Below are 16,074 nucleotides of genomic sequence, written 5' to 3'. Positions count from 1 at the left end.
GCCGCTTTCCTACGCAAAAAAATCAGCAAACATGGATTGCACGCATGGCAAAACTTACCGAGCACGCTTCTGCAATTTCCAGCATTTCCGTACAGGGGTTCCGCAACTTTTTTCTGGGACGCCAACCGATTCTTGATCGCAGCAAGAAGCTGCATGCCTATGAACTGCTGTTCCGCGATGCCGATACCGACACGGCCAATGTGGTGGACAACGTTTCGGCGACCGCATCGGTGATCCTGCATGCTTCCGAACTCGGCATGAGCAACGTCATCGGCAATTTTCCGGGCTTCATCAATGTCGATGCGGTCGTGCTGATGAGCGACTTCATTCATGTTCTCCCGCCCGGGAAGGTGGTGCTGGAGATTCTCGAGACGGTGGAAGCCAGCGACGAGGTCGTGGAACGCGTTGCCCATCTTGCCGGCGAGGGCTACCGCTTCGCGCTCGACGACGTGGCCGACGTGACCGGCAGCGTGCACCGTTTTCTGCCGTATGCCGACATCATCAAGCTCGACCTGCCTCAGCTGACGGACGAACAGCTGGCCGAACGCGTTCGCACATTCAAGGCCGCCGGCAAGAAGCTGCTTGCGGAAAAGGTCGAGACCGTCGAGCAGTTCGAGCGATGCATGGCGCTCGGCATCGATTATTTCCAAGGCCATTATTTCGCGCGGCCGACCGTGCTGACGGGCAAGAAACTGTCGCCCTCGCAGCTGGCGGTCATGGAATTGATGAGCCGGTTTGCCGAGCATGCCGACATCGGGCATGTCGAGGGCAGGTTCTCCGGAAACAGCCTTCCGAGCCGGGGCCTGCTCCGCATGGCGAACATTCTGCCTCTCGAAGCCGAAGGCCGCCGTGCGGATTCGGTCGAGGATGCAATGTCGGTTGCCGGACGCGAACAGCTGCGCCGCTGGCTCCAGATCCTGCTGTGCGCCGAGCCCAGCCAGGTGCCCGGCCACACGTCGCCGCTGCTGATGATGGCGACCACCAGAGGACGCCTGCTCGAACTGATCGCAGAACGCATCCGGCCGAATGACGATACGGCGGCGAGTACGGCCTACACTGTAGGTATCATGTCCCTGATGGATGCCTTGTTCGGCATGCCGATGGAAGACATCCTTGGTCAGCTTCCGGTGGCTCAGCCGGTACGGGAGGCCTTGCTCTTACGCGACGGGCTGTATGGCGACATGCTCAGGCTGGCCGAGTGCCTTGAACGCGTCAAGGAGAGCGGGCCGATCCCGGCGCAACTGCTGCGCAAGCTTGGCTTGAGCGCGGACGAACTGTATCGTCTCGAACTCAAGGCCTTCGAATGGAGCGACGAGTTCGCCTCCTCGGAGGAGTGGGTGTGCTGATTGCTGAGCGCTGATTTAAATTCGCGGTGCGAACAGGAAAATATGAACAAGGCATTTGTAAAGGAATCGGATGGCGACGATGACGACCTTGAAGCGTCATTGCCAGCCATACCGGCGGGAACGAAAAACTACATGACGCCCGAGGGGCATAGGCGCATGAAGGAAGAATTGCTGCGGCTGATCGACGTCGACCGGCCGGAAGTCGTGCGCATCGTGTCATGGGCGGCCTCGAATGGTGACCGCTCGGAAAACGGAGACTACATCTACGGCAAGCGCCGCCTGCGCGAGATCGACCGGCGCATTCGCTTCCTCACCAAGCGCCTCGATTTGGCTGAGGTAGTCGACCCCAGCGTACATCACGGCAGCGACCAGATATTCTTCGGCGCCACCGTGAGCTATGAAAACCAGGCCGGCGACGAGCATACCGTGACCATCGTTGGCATTGATGAACTCGATCCGCTCAACGGCCGGATCAGCTGGATCTCTCCGGTGGCACGCGCGCTTACCAAAGCACGCGAAGGCGATACGGTCACGCTGATGACGCCCGCAGGCGTTGACGAACTGACCATCCTGTCGGTAACCTATCCGGCACCTTAAACCCTCCTTCCGCTCGCCGGCCAAAAGCCGGCAAGCGCCCTCCAAGGCCCTGATCCTCGATGCCTGCCTGCGGTTTCCGGTATGAAAATTGCTCCGGAAAAATGCCCTGAACGACGAACATGACCATCCGATCACAATGCCTATTCTGTTTTCAAGCCTGAACCATGCAATGCGCGTGCCGCTCGCTGCGGAAATCCACTCGCGGCCTTTCCTGCGCCTGGATGCTCCCGAGAGCCTGACCCACCTGGCAGTCTATGCACGCGATCCCGCCGACCCGGGCATGCCGGCAGGCGGAACGCAGCATGGCTTGCTTGCGGCATTGTGCAAGCATTTCGGCGTCAGCGCGCCTACGCCGGACGCCAAGTACTTCTTCCATGATTTCGGCCGTTTCCGCCTCAAGTGGGAATGCCATACCGAGTTCGCGTCCTATACCTTCGCGGCAACGCATGTCGAATCACTGCCTCCAGACCTCGCCTTCGAGCATGTCCCGGTCAAGCATATTCCTCAGGAATGGCTGGCCAGCCTGCAGGGCACCATCATGGTCGCCGCGCATGTCGTGCTCGACAATACCCGCGGACCTTCCGATGCCTTTGCCGCCGGACTGCACCGGGTGTTCGAAGGCAGCATGCTGGTCGGCAGCCGCGTCCTGCAGGGCGGGGAGGTGTGGACCGACTTTCTGATCCAGTCCGATGGCTTCAGCCGTTTCGTGGTGCGCGACGTCGGCCTGCATGAGCAACAGTCGGGACGCCTGGTACAGCGGCTGCTCGAAATTGAAACATACCGGATGATGGCCTTGCTCGGCTTGCCCAATGCGCAGCAGACGACGCCCGAACTCAACATCATCGAAAGCGAACTCGCAACGCTGACCGCGGCGATGGTGGAAATCGACCGCTCGAATGGACATCAGCTGTCCACGGCGGACGACGAGCAGGCGCTGCTGACCACGATCACCGGCCTTGCGGCCCGAGTCGAAAAGCTCTCGCTGCACAACAACTACCGCTTTTCCGCATCGCAGGCCTACTTCAGCCTCGTGCATGCACGCATCGAGGAGCTGCGCGAGACAAGGATCGAAGGAAGCCCGACGATAGGCGAATTCATGGACCGGCGCCTGACGCCGGCGATGCATACCTGCCAGGCGATTGCGCGCCGCCAGGAAGCGCTGGCCGAGCGCATCGCCCATACCAATGATTTGCTGCGCACCCGCGTCGGCATCGTGCAGGAGCGCCAGAACAGGCAGATCCTTCAATCGATGAATGCCAGGGCGGCGCAGCAGCTGCGGCTGCAGCAGGCGGTGGAAGGGCTGTCGGTGGCCGCGATTTCCTATTACGTGGTCGGCCTGTTCAGTTATGCGGGGAAGGCGGCAAAGGCTGCCGGCATGCCGCTCAATGCGGATCTGGCGACCGGCATCCTGGTGCCGCTGGTTGCTGCCGGTGTCTGGCTGGGGCTGCGCCGCATGCACAAGTCCATGCATTCGGCCTGAAACGAATACGGGGCCATTCCGGCCCCGTATTCGGCAATCTCAGAATCGCTCAGCAAGCTGCAGTAAGGCTCAGGTGCGTTCGCGCACGATGCGCGCGACGCCGGGGATGCGGCGCACATTGCGCATCAGCCGCGCCAGATGGATGCGGTCCTCGACCTGGATCGTGAAGCGCAGCTGCTTCATCAGATGATCGCGGTCGTCGTCCATGCCGACATAGGTAATGTTGGCATCCGACTCGCCGATCTCGGCCGCCACGCGCGCCAGCACGCCTTTCTCGTTGTCGACCAGCACCTTGATGCGGCAGTCGAAGCGGCGGCTGAGTTCGTGGCCCCATACCAGTTCGATCCATCGGTCGGGTTCCTTTGACTGATGGCGCTTGGCGACCTCGCAGTCGGTGCTGTGCACCGTAATGCCCTGGTCACGCTTGAGCTGGCCGGTGATATCGTCTCCCGGAATGGGCAGGCAGCACTGCGCCAGCTGAACGGCAGTACCTTCATTGCCGTAGATCGTGACGGGATCGAGCTTGCCTGACTTGCTTTCGCTGGCCAGAGGCGGCAGCGGCGAGGCAGCGTCGTTTTCCAGCAGGCCGCGGATGTGGCGCGCCACCAGCGTGGCCATTCGCTTGCCGACGCCGATATCGGCATACAGCTCGTCCAGCGATTTCGCGCTCGACTCGTTGAGCAGCTTGTCGATCAGGGCTTCGGGCAGCAGCGGATCGATGTCGATTGCGCTCAGGGCCTGCGCCAGCAGGCGCTTGCCGAGCTCCGTGGATTCGGCCAGATTGATGGTCCGCAGGTGATGCCGGATCGCCGAGCGGGCCTTGCCTGTGCGAACGAAGGTCAGCCAGTTCGGGCTTGGACGCGAGGTCGGCGCAGTCACGATCTCGACGATGTCGCCGTTGCGCAGCTCGGCGCGCAATGCGGCATGCTCGTGGTTGACCCGTGCGGCAATCGCCTGGTCGCCGATATCGGTGTGGATGGTGTAGGCGAAGTCGAGTACGGTGGCGCCGCGGGGCAGGGCGATGATCTTCGATTTCGGCGTGAACACATAGACCGAATCGGGGAACAGGTCGACCTTCACATGTTCGAGGAATTCGGCCGAGTCGCCGGTCTGCTTCTGGATGTCGAGCAGCGACTGCAGCCAGGCATGCGTGCGCTGCTGCAGGTCGGTCAGGCTGGCCTCATCGTCCTTGTACAGCCAGTGCGCCGCAACGCCGGCTTCGGCGACGCGGTGCATTTCCGTGGTCCGGATCTGGAATTCGACCGGCGTGCCGTACGGACCGATCAGGGTGGTATGCAGCGACTGATAGCCGTTGAGCTTGGGAATGGCGATGTAATCCTTGAACTTGCCCGGCATCGGCTTGTACAGCGCATGCAGGGTGCCCAGCGCCACGTAACAGTTCGCGAAGCTGTCGACCACGATGCGGAAGCCGTAGACGTCGAGCACCTGCGAGAACGACAGATGCTTGTTGCGCATCTTGCGATAAATGCCGTACAGGGTTTTTTCCCGTCCGTAGACCTGGGCCTGGATGCCGGTGGCGGCGAGCGTGTTCTTGACCGAATCGAGGATCTTGGTGACCACTTCGCGCCGGTTGCCGCGGGCAGCCTTCACTGCTTTGGACAGGGTGCGGTATCGAACCGGGTAAAGGTGGGAAAACGCCAGGTCCTGCAGTTCGCGGTAGATGTTGTTGAGACCGAGGCGGTGGGCGATGGGCACATACACTTCCATCGTTTCGCGCGCGATCCGGCGTTTCTTTTCCGGAATCATGACGCCGAGCGTGCGCATGTTGTGCAGCCGGTCCGCCAGTTTGACGAGAATGACGCGCACGTCGCGCGCCATGGCCAGCAGCATCTTGCGGAAATTTTCTGCCTGCGCCTCGATCTGGCTCTGGAATTCGATCTTGTCGAGTTTGGAGAGGCCGTCGACGAGTGCGGCCACCGGCGCGCCGAAGCGCTCGATCAGTTCGTCCTTGCGCACGCCCTGATCTTCCATGACGTCGTGGAGCAAGGCCGCCATGATGGCCTGGGCATCCAGCTTCCAGTCGGCGCAGATTTCCGCCACCGCGATCGGGTGGGAAATGTACGGTTCGCCGGACTTGCGGATCTGGCCGAGGTGCATCTCGTCGGAGAAGCGGTAGGCTTCCTTGACTTTCTTCAGTTCGGATGCGGTCAGGTATTCGGCCACCTTGTTGATCAGGTGACTTACCGATGCGACGCCGGCAGTCGGAGCGCCAGAAACTTCGGGTTTCGAGGCAGGGTCGTGATGCCTTGCGGGCGTGCGCTCGGCGTTCGCCCGGCTATTGGGTGCGACTGATAAGCTTGAATCCGCAGGGGTCAGGTTCATACGTGAAGGATATCAGTCACATGCAATCGTTGCATCCCCAAATATCGGCAAAGCAGTGAAATTCGATGTCGCTTTGCCATGCTGCAATAGTCGGGGATGCAGAAGGGATGACTCTCAGCTCGGGACTTTCTTCAGCATTTCAATGCCGACCTTGCCGCCGGCGATTTCGCGCAGAGCAACGACGGTGGGCTTGTCCTTGGCTTCCACCTTCGGGGTGTGGCCTTGCAGCAACTGGCGTGCACGGTAGGTGGCAGCCAGCGTCAGCTGAAAACGGTTGGGGATCTGCTTCAGGCAGTCTTCGATGGTGATACGGGCCATGCTTGCTCCTAAAAACGCAATATCAGATTGGATTGGCGTGAATGCCCAGCTGGGCGAACAGGGAAATGTTGCGTGCGGCTTGTTGCGAGAAACGGCAACGCGCGGCTTTGACAATCGAGGTCAGCTCCGACAAAGCTGTTGCAAACTCTTGATTAATAATAACATATTCAAACTCGGGGGCATGAGCGATTTCCCCTCCGGCGGCCAGGATGCGCCGCGTGATGACATGGGGATCGTCCTGCCCGCGCTTCTTCAGTCTTTCCTCGAGCGCCGCGATGGACGGCGGCAAGATGAAGATGCCGACGGCATGGGGAAACTGTTTCTTGACCTGCTGCGCGCCCTGCCAGTCGATTTCAAGAAGCACATCGGTGCCGGCCCTGATCTGATCTTCGATCAGCAGGCGGGATGTGCCGTAGTAATTACCGTGGACTTCTGCCGATTCGAGAAATTCCCCCAGCTCGCGTCTTTTCAGGAAATCGTCGACAGACGTGAAGTAGTATTCGCGGCCATGCTGTTCTGCCGGGCGCGGCTGCCGCGTGGTGAAGGAGATGGACAGCTTGATGGCGGGTTCCTGGGCCAGCAGCGCGTTGACCAGTGTGGATTTGCCGGCGCCGGAAGGGGCGACCACCATGAAAATGCTGCCGGAAGAATGGGAGGGTTCACTCATTGTGTGCTCGGTGATGTGGTGCTGGGGAATGCCAAGGACAGCCTCGCTGCGAGCCGAAGAGCCGGATCGCGGCCGCATGCTTGGCTTTTATTCAAGATTCTGGACTTGTTCGCGCATTTGCTCAATAAGGAGCTTCATCGCCATCGAAGCGTCGGACAATTCCTTGAGCGCAGCCTTCGAGCCGACCGTATTCGCTTCGCGGTTCAGTTCTTGCATCATGAAATCGAGGCGCTTGCCGACCTGACCGCCTTTTTTCAGGATGTGCCGCGTCTCAGCCAGGTGCGCGGAAAGACGGGACAATTCTTCGGCGACGTCGATGCGGATGCCATAGAGGGTGACTTCCTGGCGAATGCGCTCCAGCGCTTCTTCGCGCGACACCGAAACGGGAGCGCCATTGTCCTGGGCCGCGAGCCCGAGGGCTTCCTTCATGCGCTCCGTCGCCTTGTTCTGGAACTGGGCAATGGCTTGGGGAATCAGCGGCGCAATCCTCGCCACGATGGCTTCCATGTCATCGATGCGCGAAATCAGCATGGTTTGCAGGGCGGCGCCTTCGCGCTTCCTGCTGTCGAGGAAGGCATCGAGCGCCTCGCCGACGGCAGCCTGCACATCGGCCTGCAATGTCTCTTGCGAGAGTTCGGGTTCCTCGATCATGCCCGGCCAGCGCAGCAGTTCGTTGACGGACAACAGCGATGCATCGGGGAAATGAGAGCGAACTTCCTGTTGCATTTTCGCCAAAGATGAAAGCACGGCGGCATTGAGTTGCTGCGAGTTGCCGTTGCTACCCTTGCGCCCGAAGCTGACCCGGCACTCGACCTTGCCTCGGGTCACGCGCCCCATGATGGCGTCGCGCAGTGCCGGTTCGACCGCGCGCAGGTCGTCGTTGATCCGGAATTGCAGATCGAGGAAACGCGAATTCACGCTCTTGAGTTCGACGGTCAGCGTACCTGCGCCGGTTTCACGTGTGGCGACCGCATAGCCGGTCATGCTCGAAATAGTCAAGGTTCGGGCCCTTATGCTTTACAAAAGAGAGATTAATCAAGACAATCCGTAGAATACTGCACTAGGACAACATGGCTTCGCAAAACAACGCTCCGTTGCCGGATGGACTTGAAATTGCTGGATACCGCATTGTAAAGAAGATTGCGTCCGGCGGGTTCAGTATCGTCTATCTCGCCTATGACGAGGACGGCAACGCGGTTGCCATCAAGGAGTATCTTCCCAGCTCGCTGGCGCTTCGCCAGGCGGGCGAACTGGTGCCGGCCATTTCCGCGGAAAACCTGCCGGTGTTCCGCGTCGGCCTCAAGTGCTTTTTCGAGGAAGGCCGCGCGCTGGCGCGTATTTCCCATCCCAACGTGGTCAGCGTGGTCAATTTTTTCCGCGCCAACGATACCGTCTACATGGTGATGGCCTACGAGTCCGGCCGCTCGCTGCAGGATCATATCCTGCGCCGCCGCGACAAGGGCGAGCGTCCTCTGGTGTCGGAGCGCTTCATCCGCAAAATGTTCAACCAGGTGATGAACGGTTTGCGCGAGGTGCATGCGAACAAGCTGCTGCATCTCGACCTGAAGCCGGCCAACATCTACCTGCGCATGGACGGCACGCCCATCCTGCTTGATTTCGGCGCCGCGCGGCAAACGCTCAAAAGCGACATTCCCAAGCTGTACCCGATGTACACGCCGGGTTTCGCGCCGCCGGAGCTCTATGTCAGGAACGGCAGCCTCGGTCCATGGACCGACATCTACAGCATCGGCGCCTCGATGTTCGCCTGCATGGTCGGGGCGCCGCCCCAGCCCGCGGACCAGCGCAAGGTCAACGACAAGATGGAAGACCATTTCCGCAAGCTGGAAAGCATCTATTCGCGCGAACTGATTCAGGTGATCCGCTGGAGCCTGCGCGTCGATCCGCTGGAGCGGCCGCAAAGCGTGTTCGCGCTGCAGAAAGCCTTGCGCGAGCCCATCCCCGAGAAGAAGGAGGCGGCCTTGCTGGAAAGATGGTCCGGCAAGCTGCGCAGCATGTTCAGCGGCCGGAACCGGAATACAATGAGCGGCAACACGACGATCCAGGACACCACCCGATAGGCGGCACCCATGCGATTCTCCGTATACCAGGAAAGCCATATCGGCGGCCGCCGCAACAACCAGGACCGGATGGGTTACAGCTTCACGCGGGATGCGCTCCTGCTGCTGCTGGCCGACGGCATGGGCGGCCACATCCAGGGGGAAATGGCTGCTACGATCGCCTTGCAGACCGTCGGTTCGCTGTTTCAGCAGCAGGCGAAGCCCTATGTCCGGAAGCCGGAAAAGTTTCTCGAAGACAGTTTCCTTGCCGCGCACCGTGAAATCCACCGTTATCGCGCCATCAACAATCTTCCCGAAACGCCGCGCACGACCATCGTCGGCTGCCTGATCCAGCATAACTGCGCCTACTGGGCGCACTGCGGCGATTCCCGCTTGTACTGGATGCGGCAAGGGCAGATCCTGGCGCGCACGCGCGATCATTCCCGCATTGAAACCCTGATCGCCCAAGGCAAGGTCCATCCTTCCGAGCGCGACACGCATCCCGAGCGCAACAAATTGTTCAACTGCATCGGCGCGCCCAACATGCCGATTGTCGAACTGTCACGCCGCGCCAGCCTGCAGCCGGGAGACGTGCTGCTGCTCTGTTCCGACGGACTGTGGTCGGTACTGCCCGATCATGTGCTGGCCCAGTCGCTGCAGCACAATACGATCGTGCGCGCCGTTCCTGACCTGCTGACGAGCGCCATCGGCATTGCGGGAAAAAGCAGCGATAATGTCACCGCGCTGGCCATGATGTGGGAAGGCTCCAGCGTGCTGCAGGAATCTTCGGATACCATTGCAACCCATACGCTTCCGGTCGGCAGCGTGACCACCACGATACAGGCGCCGCGCCATGCGGATCTGGACCCGGCCGATACCTTCACCGATTCCGATATCGAAAAGGCCATTGAGGAAATCCGCAGCGCCATCGAAAAGACGTCCCGCATCACTTCAAAAAACTAGGATTTCACCCATGCCGTTTGAAAAACGCCCCGACGGGCGATCGCCCGAGGCATTGCGCCCGGTGCGCCTGACACGTGACTACACCAAGCATGCCGAAGGGTCGGTGCTGATCGAGTTCGGCGATACCAAGGTCATCTGCACCGCCAGCATCGAGGAAAAGGTGCCGCCTTTTCTCAGGGGAAAGGGAACGGGCTGGATGACCGCGGAATACGGCATGCTGCCGCGCTCCACGCATTCCCGCATGGACCGTGAAGCCGCCAAGGGCAAGCAGTCCGGCCGCACCCAGGAAATCCAGCGCCTGATCGGGCGTTCCCTGCGCGCCGCCTTCGATCTCGATGCCTTCGGAGAACGCACGCTGCATCTCGATTGCGACGTGATCCAGGCAGACGGCGGCACGCGCACCGCATCCATTACCGGCGCCATGGTGGCCGCCTATGATGCATTCGACAAGCTGGTCAAGGCAGGCCACATTCCGTCAATTCCGCTCAAGCATTTCGTTGCGGCCGTGTCGGTCGGCGTCTATCGCGGCGTCCCGGTTCTCGACCTCGACTATCTTGAAGATTCGGACTGCGACACCGACATGAATGTGGTGATGACCGAACAGGGGCATTTCGTTGAAGTCCAGGGAACTGCCGAGGGCGATGCCTTCGACCGCGCTACGCTGAACCGCCTGCTCGATCTTGCGCAGGAGGGCATTGCCGAGCTGATCCGGCTGCAAAGGAGCGGCCTCGGGCTGTCCTGAACACAAACCTATCTTTCAATTTTCCACGCCGCACTGCGGTTGCAGCGAAGCCCGGACCGGTTTCGCTTGCGATCCCGGTGCGGCAAGATTTTTATGACAAGCAAACTAGTTCTCGCCTCCAACAACGCCGGCAAGCTCAAGGAGTTCGGCCAGCTGCTCGCGCCGCTTGGTTTCGAAGTCCATGCCCAGCGTGAATTCAATGTGCCGGAAGCGGAGGAGCCGCATCCGACTTTTGTGGAAAATGCACTTGCAAAGGCCCGCCATGCCGCTCGCCTGACAGGGCTGCCGGCGCTGGCCGACGATTCCGGCGTCTGCGTCAATGCGCTCGGCGGTGCGCCTGGCGTTTATTCGGCGCGCTATGCCGGCGAGCCCAAGTCGGATGAGCGCAACAACCGCAAGCTGATAGAGGATCTCGCCGTGCATGCCGACAAGTCCGCCTACTATTACTGCGTGCTGGTCTTCGTGCGCCATGCCGATGATCCGCAGCCGCTCATTGCCGAAGGACGCTGGGACGGGGAAATCGTCAGCGAGCCGCGCGGCGAGGGCGGTTTTGGATACGATCCCTATTTCCTTCTGCCTGCCTTCGGCAAGACCGTGGCCGAACTCGGCGCCGATGAAAAGAACCGCCTGTCGCATCGCGGCCAGGCACTGCGCGCGCTCGTCGAGAAACTGAAATGATCCCCATCAAGCCCGTTCGGCATGATCAAGCGCCGACGCCGGCCGCCGGATCGCCGGCCGCCGGATCGCCGGCCGCCGGATCGCCGGCCGCCGGATCGCCGGCCGCCGCGTCGCCGGTGGAAGTCGCCGGAGCCTTCCTCAGGCCCGGTGCACTGCAGCTTTCGGCATTGCCGCCGCTGTCGCTGTATGTCCACTTTCCCTGGTGCGTGCGGAAATGCCCGTATTGCGATTTCAATTCCCATGAAGTCCGCGGCAGCTTCCCCGAGGAAGAGTATCTCGCCGCATTGCGAAGCGATCTGGAAAGCGCTCTGCCGCTGATCTGGGGCCGAAAGATCTACACCATCTTCATCGGCGGCGGCACGCCCAGCCTCATGTCGGCGGCCGGACTGGACCGCCTGATGTCGGACATCCGTTCGCTTCTGCCACTAGACGGCGCGGCGGAAATCACGATGGAAGCCAATCCCGGCACCTTCGAGGCCGACAAGTTCCGCTCCTACCGCAGCAGCGGCATCAACAGGCTGTCGATCGGCATACAAAGCTTCAATGAACGTCATCTCCAGGCGCTGGGCCGTATTCATGACGGCGGAGAAGCGCGCAAGGCGGTCGAAATTGCGCATGCCAATTTCGACAACTTCAATCTCGACCTGATGTATGCGCTGCCGTCGCAGACGCTGGAGGAAGCCCGCAGCGACGTGGCTGCCGCGATCGGGTTCGCGCCGCCCCATCTGTCGCTCTACCATCTGACGCTGGAGCCTAACACCTATTTCGCCAAGCATCCTCCCGTCGTGCCGGACGACGATGCCAGCGCCGAAATGCAGGACATGATCGCAGGCCTGACGTCTGAAGCCGGCTACCAGCACTACGAGGTGAGCGCCTACGCGAAAGCGGGCCGCAAGGCCAAGCACAATCTGAACTACTGGGAATTCGGCGACTATCTCGGCATCGGCGCCGGCGCCCATTCCAAGATTTCATTCCCGCACCGGATCGTGCGGCAGATGCGGTACAAGCAGCCCAAGGCCTATCTTGAAAATACCAGGGCAGGGCGTCCGATCCAGGAAGAGTTCGAACTCGGCCGGGACGACTTGGGTTTCGAATTCATGCTCAACGCCCTGCGCCTGAACGACGGCTTCGAATCCAACCTGTTCGCCGAACGCACCGGCCTGACCATCAATGCGATCGACAAGGCGCTGAATGCAGCGGAAGCGAAGGGATTGCTGTATCGGGACCACCGGATCATCCGGCCGACCGAACTCGGCCGCCGTTTTCTCAACGACCTGCAGCAGATATTTCTTGATTGAGAGCATGACAAGCCGATACCGGAATTGCTGCAAGGGCCGGGACTTGGGTATAATCGAACCTGCTGCATGCGACGCATGAGTGCCGTGTTCGCCATGCGCACTCTGCAAGCAGCAGGAATCAGGAGGTTTGGGTGAGTGGTTTAAACCAGCAGTCTTGAAAACTGCCGACGGGGTGACCCGTCCGTGAGTTCGAATCTCACAGCCTCCGCCAGCATGTCGAGGAAAAGCCGATACGGATTGAACGTATCGGCTTTTTCATTTTCGGGCTCGTTTTCGGGCGGTGTAAAGAGCGAGTTGCATCGCTGCCGTCGTCTTCCACTGGTGCAAGACGTAAAATCCTGAAATCACGTATCCTTCCTGTCTTTCCGGCATCGCCGGGCCATCCTCACATCACTGTCTTTGCAATGAATCGACAACTGACCCCGGCGACTGCCATGCTGCTCCTGGTTCCCCCTTTGCTGTGGGCCGGAAATGCCATCGTCGGCAGGCTGGTGCATGAGATGGTTCCGCCGCTGATGCTCAATTTCCTGCGCTGGATGATCGCGCTCATCATCCTGCTGCCGCTCGGCCGCGCGATGTTCCGTCACACCGCCGAAGTGCGCGAGCATCGCCGGCAGCTTGCGGTGCTGGGCCTGCTCGGCATCGGCATGTACAACGCATTGCAATACCTCGCCCTGCAGACATCAACGCCGATCAACGTCACGCTGGTGGCGGCAAGCATGCCGGTGTGGATGCTTCTCATCGGCTGGCTCTTCTTCAGTGCCGGCGTCTCGCGCAAGCAGGTGATCGGCGCAGCGTTTTCCATGGGCGGCGTGCTGCTGGTGCTCAGCCGCGGCAGTCTGGATCAGCTGCTGGCGATGCGCCTTGTGGCCGGCGATATCTTCATGATCGTGGCCACGATTTCCTGGTCCTTCTACAGCTGGCTGCTGACGCGTACCACAGTCGGCAATGCCTTGCGCAGCGATTGGGCCGCCTTCCTGCTGGTGCAGGTTGCCTTCGGCGTGGTTTGGTCAGGTGCTTTCGCTGCAGGCGAGTGGATGGTGACCGCAAGATCTGTTGCATGGAGCTGGCCGCTGGCGGGCGCGCTGCTGTTTGTGGCAGTCGGACCGGCGATCCTCGCCTTTCGCTGCTGGGGACTTGGCGTACAGAGGGTCGGTCCGACGATAGCCGGCTTCTTCAGCAATCTGACACCGCTGTTTGCCGCGCTGATGTCATCCGCCTTTCTCGGGGAACTGCCGCATGCCTATCACATTGCGGCGTTTGCGATGATCGTCGGCGGCATCGTGCTGTCTTCACGCTAGCGCGTTTGCGTCTCGAACAAATCGATAAGCCTTGATGCGCAAACTTCGGCCTCATGCCGGGTGACAATCCTCAAGGCAAGTAAAAGCGGCATGAGTAAGATCCTCTCATCAGCATGTCAGAGAGGATTGCGATGAATATTGCCTGGAACCCGCCGGGACTCGGTTCGGCGATCGATCGTCTCATGGATTTCTGGGACGAGAATGTCGGCGTACCGATGCGGCGCATCCATTCGGTTCAGCCACCCCAGCCGGAAGCGCCGGAACTTGATGCGAGTGCGATCCGGGAGCACCACGAACGGCAGGGCGGAGACACACGGGGACACATCAGCGCGCTGGCGGCGCTGGCCGGCGGCTAAGCGGACGCAGCGCCGTCTTGTCACGTTTCGCCATGCACGGCGGGCAGCAATGCCTACCTCCCGATCGGATTGCCCGGTCGGCTCATCCCGCCGTACGGCACGCGATCACTGCTTCGGACGCTGGCCTTCCTTGAGATAGGAATACCGCGGCCGCTGCTCTTCCTGGGTCGGAGGACGATCGGCATACTCCTGTTCTTCCACCACATCCAGATACTGGCTGCCGTCTAGCGGCCGGCCGGCATAAGGACCCGGCGGCGACTTCATTTCCTGCTCAGGCTGATTTGCGGTTTGCTTTGCCGTGTCGGACGAAGGGGGTGTCTTTGCTTGCATGGCATGCTCCTGTGTCATCGTTGCAATTAGACGCAAGGGCGCACATGCAGTTCTGTCAATTGCCGGCTATCGCGGATGCATGTCGATCCGGTCAACCCGGCAAGGCAGTCCGGCAAAAAGAAAAAGTCCATGCCGCGATGAACGGGGCATGGACAGGAAGATGGTGCCGGCTGCCGGATTCGAACTGGCCACCTGATGATTACAAGTCAACTGCTCTACCAAATGAGCTAAGCCGGCGATGCATTGCTATGACGCATTTCTGTCGAGGAGGTTCACGGGCCGCCGTGATTTTCACGGCGGGCGCAATGTCAGGCAGCGGCCCGCTGATCGTTCAGGCGTCCCCGATAGAGGGCGGCAACGAGGTCGGACTGGGTCACGATGCCGACCAGCCGCCGCTCATGATCGACCACGGGAACATGATGCAGCCCCGTACCGGACAGCAGCGGCACCAGTTCGACCACATGGCTGGTGTTGCGGATGGTCCTGACGGTGCGAGTCATGATCTGGCCGACCGCTTCGGGCTTGTCCGAATACAGGCCGGGCGTGCGCCGGATGAAGCGCTTGAGCTTCTTGTCGAAACTTTCATGCAGATCGAGATCGGCATGCTTCATGAAGTCGTACACGGTGATGATGCCGATCACGCGGCGGGCGCGGTCCAGTACCGGCAGGGCCTTGATGTTGTGCTTGCGCAGCAGCGTCCAGGCTTCTTGCAGTTCCGTTCCGTATTCCGCCGTGACCACGTCATGCGACATGATGTCCGCACAGGTGATCTCGCCGAAGCGGCGGCGATAGGCATGCATCTCGGTCTGGAGGAACAGCGTTTCAAGATCATCCCGGCTGACATCGAGCACCTGGTTGTATTGCTTGAGCACATCGTCCAGGTCTTCGGGGGTGAATCCGAGACGGTCGGTCGGAAGCGCATCCTGGGTGCCGTGCTTGTTGTCGTGATCCTTGGCCGGCAGATGGGGGTAGGGCCGCCGGGTCGCGTTGTTGAACACCAGCGCAGCCATCAGCAGGAGCAGGGAATTGAGCCCGACCGGCACCAGCGCAAAGCCGAAGCCTGCGGAAGCGACCGCCGGCCCGCCCAGCACCGCACTCAGCGCGATGGCGCCGCCGGGGGGATGCAGGCAGCGCAGCAGGATCATGGCCGCAATGGCCAGGGCGACCGCCGCCGAAGCAGCGATCATCGGATCGCCGATCCAGCGCGCGCACAGAATGCCGACCAGGGCGGAGACGACGTTGCCGCCGAGGATGGACCAGGGTTGCGCCAATGGACTGGATGGCAGCGCAAACAGGAGAACTGCCGACGCGCCCATGGGGGCGATCAGAAAGGGCAGCGTGTTGCTGTTCCCAAGTGCATAACGGCTTACCAGTGCGGTGATGACGATGCCGATGAGCGCGCCGCTGCAGGCGCGCACGCGTTCGATGCCGTTGATTGCGATGGGAGCGGGAAGGAATCGGTTCAGGCGGGACAAGATGGTCGCAATGGTTGATGGTTGTCTCGGCGTGCCGGCAGCGCCGCATGCATGCGGATACCGGGTTCGTGTGGCCGCTGGATTTTGTAAAAACAGAGAAGTTTACACCGGTTGCCCCAAATC

At 60.9% G+C, this 16,074-nt stretch carries 16 protein-coding genes and 2 tRNA genes; 11 read left to right on the top strand and 7 right to left on the bottom strand.

Annotated elements, in window-relative coordinates:
• The first annotated feature begins 44 nt into the window (after nt 1-44).
• From IGW03_RS05890 to IGW03_RS05880, 3 genes are all read left to right on the top strand, one after another.
• Nucleotides 45-1,346 (top strand): EAL and HDOD domain-containing protein, encoded by a 1,302-nt coding sequence (locus tag IGW03_RS05890; protein ID WP_194721566.1) that lies wholly within the window; start codon nt 45-47, stop codon nt 1,344-1,346.
• A 42-nt stretch (nt 1,347-1,388) separates the two neighbouring features.
• Nucleotides 1,389-1,943 (top strand): transcription elongation factor GreB, encoded by a 555-nt coding sequence (gene greB / locus IGW03_RS05885; RefSeq protein WP_194721565.1) that lies wholly within the window; start codon nt 1,389-1,391, stop codon nt 1,941-1,943.
• Nucleotides 1,944-2,079: 136 nt separating this feature from the next.
• Nucleotides 2,080-3,423 (top strand): DUF3422 family protein, encoded by a 1,344-nt coding sequence (locus IGW03_RS05880; RefSeq protein ID WP_194721564.1) that lies wholly within the window; start codon nt 2,080-2,082, stop codon nt 3,421-3,423.
• A gap of 69 nt (nt 3,424-3,492) precedes the next feature.
• On the opposite strand, the gene IGW03_RS05875 is transcribed toward IGW03_RS05880, so the two are convergent.
• The 4 genes from IGW03_RS05875 to IGW03_RS05860 form a co-directional block, all read right to left on the bottom strand.
• On the bottom strand, nt 3,493-5,766 hold the full coding sequence (locus IGW03_RS05875) for a RelA/SpoT family protein (RefSeq protein ID WP_194721563.1): 2,274 nt from the start codon (nt 5,764-5,766) through the stop codon (nt 3,493-3,495).
• 114 nt (nt 5,767-5,880) lie between these two features.
• Nucleotides 5,881-6,084: a DNA-directed RNA polymerase subunit omega gene (rpoZ, locus tag IGW03_RS05870; RefSeq protein WP_194721562.1), complete on the bottom strand. Its 204-nt coding sequence runs from the start codon at nt 6,082-6,084 to the stop codon at nt 5,881-5,883.
• A 22-nt stretch (nt 6,085-6,106) separates the two neighbouring features.
• On the bottom strand, nt 6,107-6,751 hold the full coding sequence (gene gmk, locus IGW03_RS05865) for a guanylate kinase (RefSeq protein ID WP_194721561.1): 645 nt from the start codon (nt 6,749-6,751) through the stop codon (nt 6,107-6,109).
• An 87-nt stretch (nt 6,752-6,838) separates the two neighbouring features.
• Entirely contained in the window at nt 6,839-7,735 is an 897-nt protein-coding gene (locus tag IGW03_RS05860) for a YicC/YloC family endoribonuclease (protein ID WP_194721711.1), read from the bottom strand.
• An 86-nt stretch (nt 7,736-7,821) separates the two neighbouring features.
• On the opposite strand from IGW03_RS05860, the gene IGW03_RS05855 reads away from it, so the two are divergent.
• From IGW03_RS05855 to IGW03_RS05820, 8 genes are all read left to right on the top strand, one after another.
• Nucleotides 7,822-8,829: a serine/threonine protein kinase gene (locus IGW03_RS05855; RefSeq protein WP_194721560.1), complete on the top strand. Its 1,008-nt coding sequence runs from the start codon at nt 7,822-7,824 to the stop codon at nt 8,827-8,829.
• Nucleotides 8,830-8,838: 9 nt separating this feature from the next.
• The gene (locus IGW03_RS05850; protein ID WP_194721559.1) at nt 8,839-9,771 is read left to right on the top strand and encodes a PP2C family protein-serine/threonine phosphatase; all 933 of its coding nucleotides are present in this window, start codon (nt 8,839-8,841) and stop codon (nt 9,769-9,771) included.
• A 10-nt stretch (nt 9,772-9,781) separates the two neighbouring features.
• Nucleotides 9,782-10,513, top strand: coding sequence for a ribonuclease PH (gene rph, locus IGW03_RS05845; protein ID WP_194721558.1), 732 nt, complete (start codon nt 9,782-9,784; stop codon nt 10,511-10,513).
• Nucleotides 10,514-10,606: 93 nt separating this feature from the next.
• A complete protein-coding gene (rdgB, locus tag IGW03_RS05840; RefSeq protein ID WP_194721557.1) occupies nt 10,607-11,191 on the top strand; it encodes an RdgB/HAM1 family non-canonical purine NTP pyrophosphatase in 585 nt (194 codons plus the stop codon).
• Nucleotides 11,188-12,489, top strand: a complete 1,302-nt coding sequence (gene hemW, locus IGW03_RS05835) for a radical SAM family heme chaperone HemW (RefSeq protein WP_194721556.1) — start codon at nt 11,188-11,190, stop codon at nt 12,487-12,489. The genes rdgB and hemW overlap by 4 nt, the downstream gene beginning before the upstream one ends.
• A gap of 121 nt (nt 12,490-12,610) precedes the next feature.
• Nucleotides 12,611-12,700, top strand: a tRNA-Ser gene (locus tag IGW03_RS05830).
• A gap of 193 nt (nt 12,701-12,893) precedes the next feature.
• A complete protein-coding gene (locus IGW03_RS05825; protein ID WP_194721555.1) occupies nt 12,894-13,790 on the top strand; it encodes a DMT family transporter in 897 nt (298 codons plus the stop codon).
• 131 nt (nt 13,791-13,921) lie between these two features.
• Nucleotides 13,922-14,146 carry a hypothetical protein gene (locus IGW03_RS05820; protein ID WP_194721554.1) on the top strand — a complete coding sequence of 75 codons (225 nt, stop codon included), beginning with the start codon at nt 13,922-13,924 and terminating at the stop codon, nt 14,144-14,146.
• Nucleotides 14,147-14,251: 105 nt separating this feature from the next.
• Here the strand turns inward: IGW03_RS05820 and IGW03_RS05815 are convergent, their stop codons facing one another.
• From IGW03_RS05815 to IGW03_RS05805, 3 genes are all read right to left on the bottom strand, one after another.
• Entirely contained in the window at nt 14,252-14,476 is a 225-nt protein-coding gene (locus IGW03_RS05815) for a hypothetical protein (RefSeq protein WP_194721553.1), read from the bottom strand.
• 161 nt (nt 14,477-14,637) lie between these two features.
• Nucleotides 14,638-14,713: transfer RNA gene (locus IGW03_RS05810), tRNA-Thr, on the bottom strand.
• Between the two features lie 71 nt (nt 14,714-14,784).
• Nucleotides 14,785-15,951: an HPP family protein gene (locus tag IGW03_RS05805; RefSeq protein ID WP_228535079.1), complete on the bottom strand. Its 1,167-nt coding sequence runs from the start codon at nt 15,949-15,951 to the stop codon at nt 14,785-14,787.
• Nucleotides 15,952-16,074 lie beyond the last annotated feature (123 nt).

Origin of the sequence: Noviherbaspirillum malthae, assembly GCF_015352985.1 — a bacterium.
Taxonomy (GTDB): Bacteria; Pseudomonadota; Gammaproteobacteria; order Burkholderiales; family Burkholderiaceae_D; genus Noviherbaspirillum; species Noviherbaspirillum malthae.
The sequence above is the reverse complement of the archived record's forward strand: the minus strand, read 5'-3'. Positions and strand labels throughout refer to the sequence as shown.

Bases quoted from the DNA above. Each gene is read 5' to 3' on its own strand.
- IGW03_RS05890 (WP_194721566.1), top strand. From the start codon at position 45: ATGGCAAAACTTACCGAGCACGCTTCTGCAATTTCCAGCATTTCCGTA.
- IGW03_RS05820 (WP_194721554.1), top strand. From the start codon at position 13,922: ATGAATATTGCCTGGAACCCGCCGGGACTCGGTTCGGCGATCGATCGT.
- IGW03_RS05825 (WP_194721555.1), top strand. From the start codon at position 12,894: ATGAATCGACAACTGACCCCGGCGACTGCCATGCTGCTCCTGGTTCCC.
- IGW03_RS05855 (WP_194721560.1), top strand. From the start codon at position 7,822: ATGGCTTCGCAAAACAACGCTCCGTTGCCGGATGGACTTGAAATTGCT.
- rpoZ (WP_194721562.1), bottom strand. From the start codon at position 6,084: ATGGCCCGTATCACCATCGAAGACTGCCTGAAGCAGATCCCCAACCGT.
- hemW (WP_194721556.1), top strand. From the start codon at position 11,188: ATGATCCCCATCAAGCCCGTTCGGCATGATCAAGCGCCGACGCCGGCC.
- rdgB (WP_194721557.1), top strand. From the start codon at position 10,607: ATGACAAGCAAACTAGTTCTCGCCTCCAACAACGCCGGCAAGCTCAAG.
- IGW03_RS05880 (WP_194721564.1), top strand. From the start codon at position 2,080: ATGCCTATTCTGTTTTCAAGCCTGAACCATGCAATGCGCGTGCCGCTC.
- IGW03_RS05850 (WP_194721559.1), top strand. From the start codon at position 8,839: ATGCGATTCTCCGTATACCAGGAAAGCCATATCGGCGGCCGCCGCAAC.
- rph (WP_194721558.1), top strand. From the start codon at position 9,782: ATGCCGTTTGAAAAACGCCCCGACGGGCGATCGCCCGAGGCATTGCGC.
- IGW03_RS05875 (WP_194721563.1), bottom strand. From the start codon at position 5,766: ATGAACCTGACCCCTGCGGATTCAAGCTTATCAGTCGCACCCAATAGC.
- IGW03_RS05860 (WP_194721711.1), bottom strand. From the start codon at position 7,735: ATGACCGGCTATGCGGTCGCCACACGTGAAACCGGCGCAGGTACGCTG.
- greB (WP_194721565.1), top strand. From the start codon at position 1,389: ATGAACAAGGCATTTGTAAAGGAATCGGATGGCGACGATGACGACCTT.
- gmk (WP_194721561.1), bottom strand. From the start codon at position 6,751: ATGAGTGAACCCTCCCATTCTTCCGGCAGCATTTTCATGGTGGTCGCC.
- IGW03_RS05815 (WP_194721553.1), bottom strand. From the start codon at position 14,476: ATGCAAGCAAAGACACCCCCTTCGTCCGACACGGCAAAGCAAACCGCA.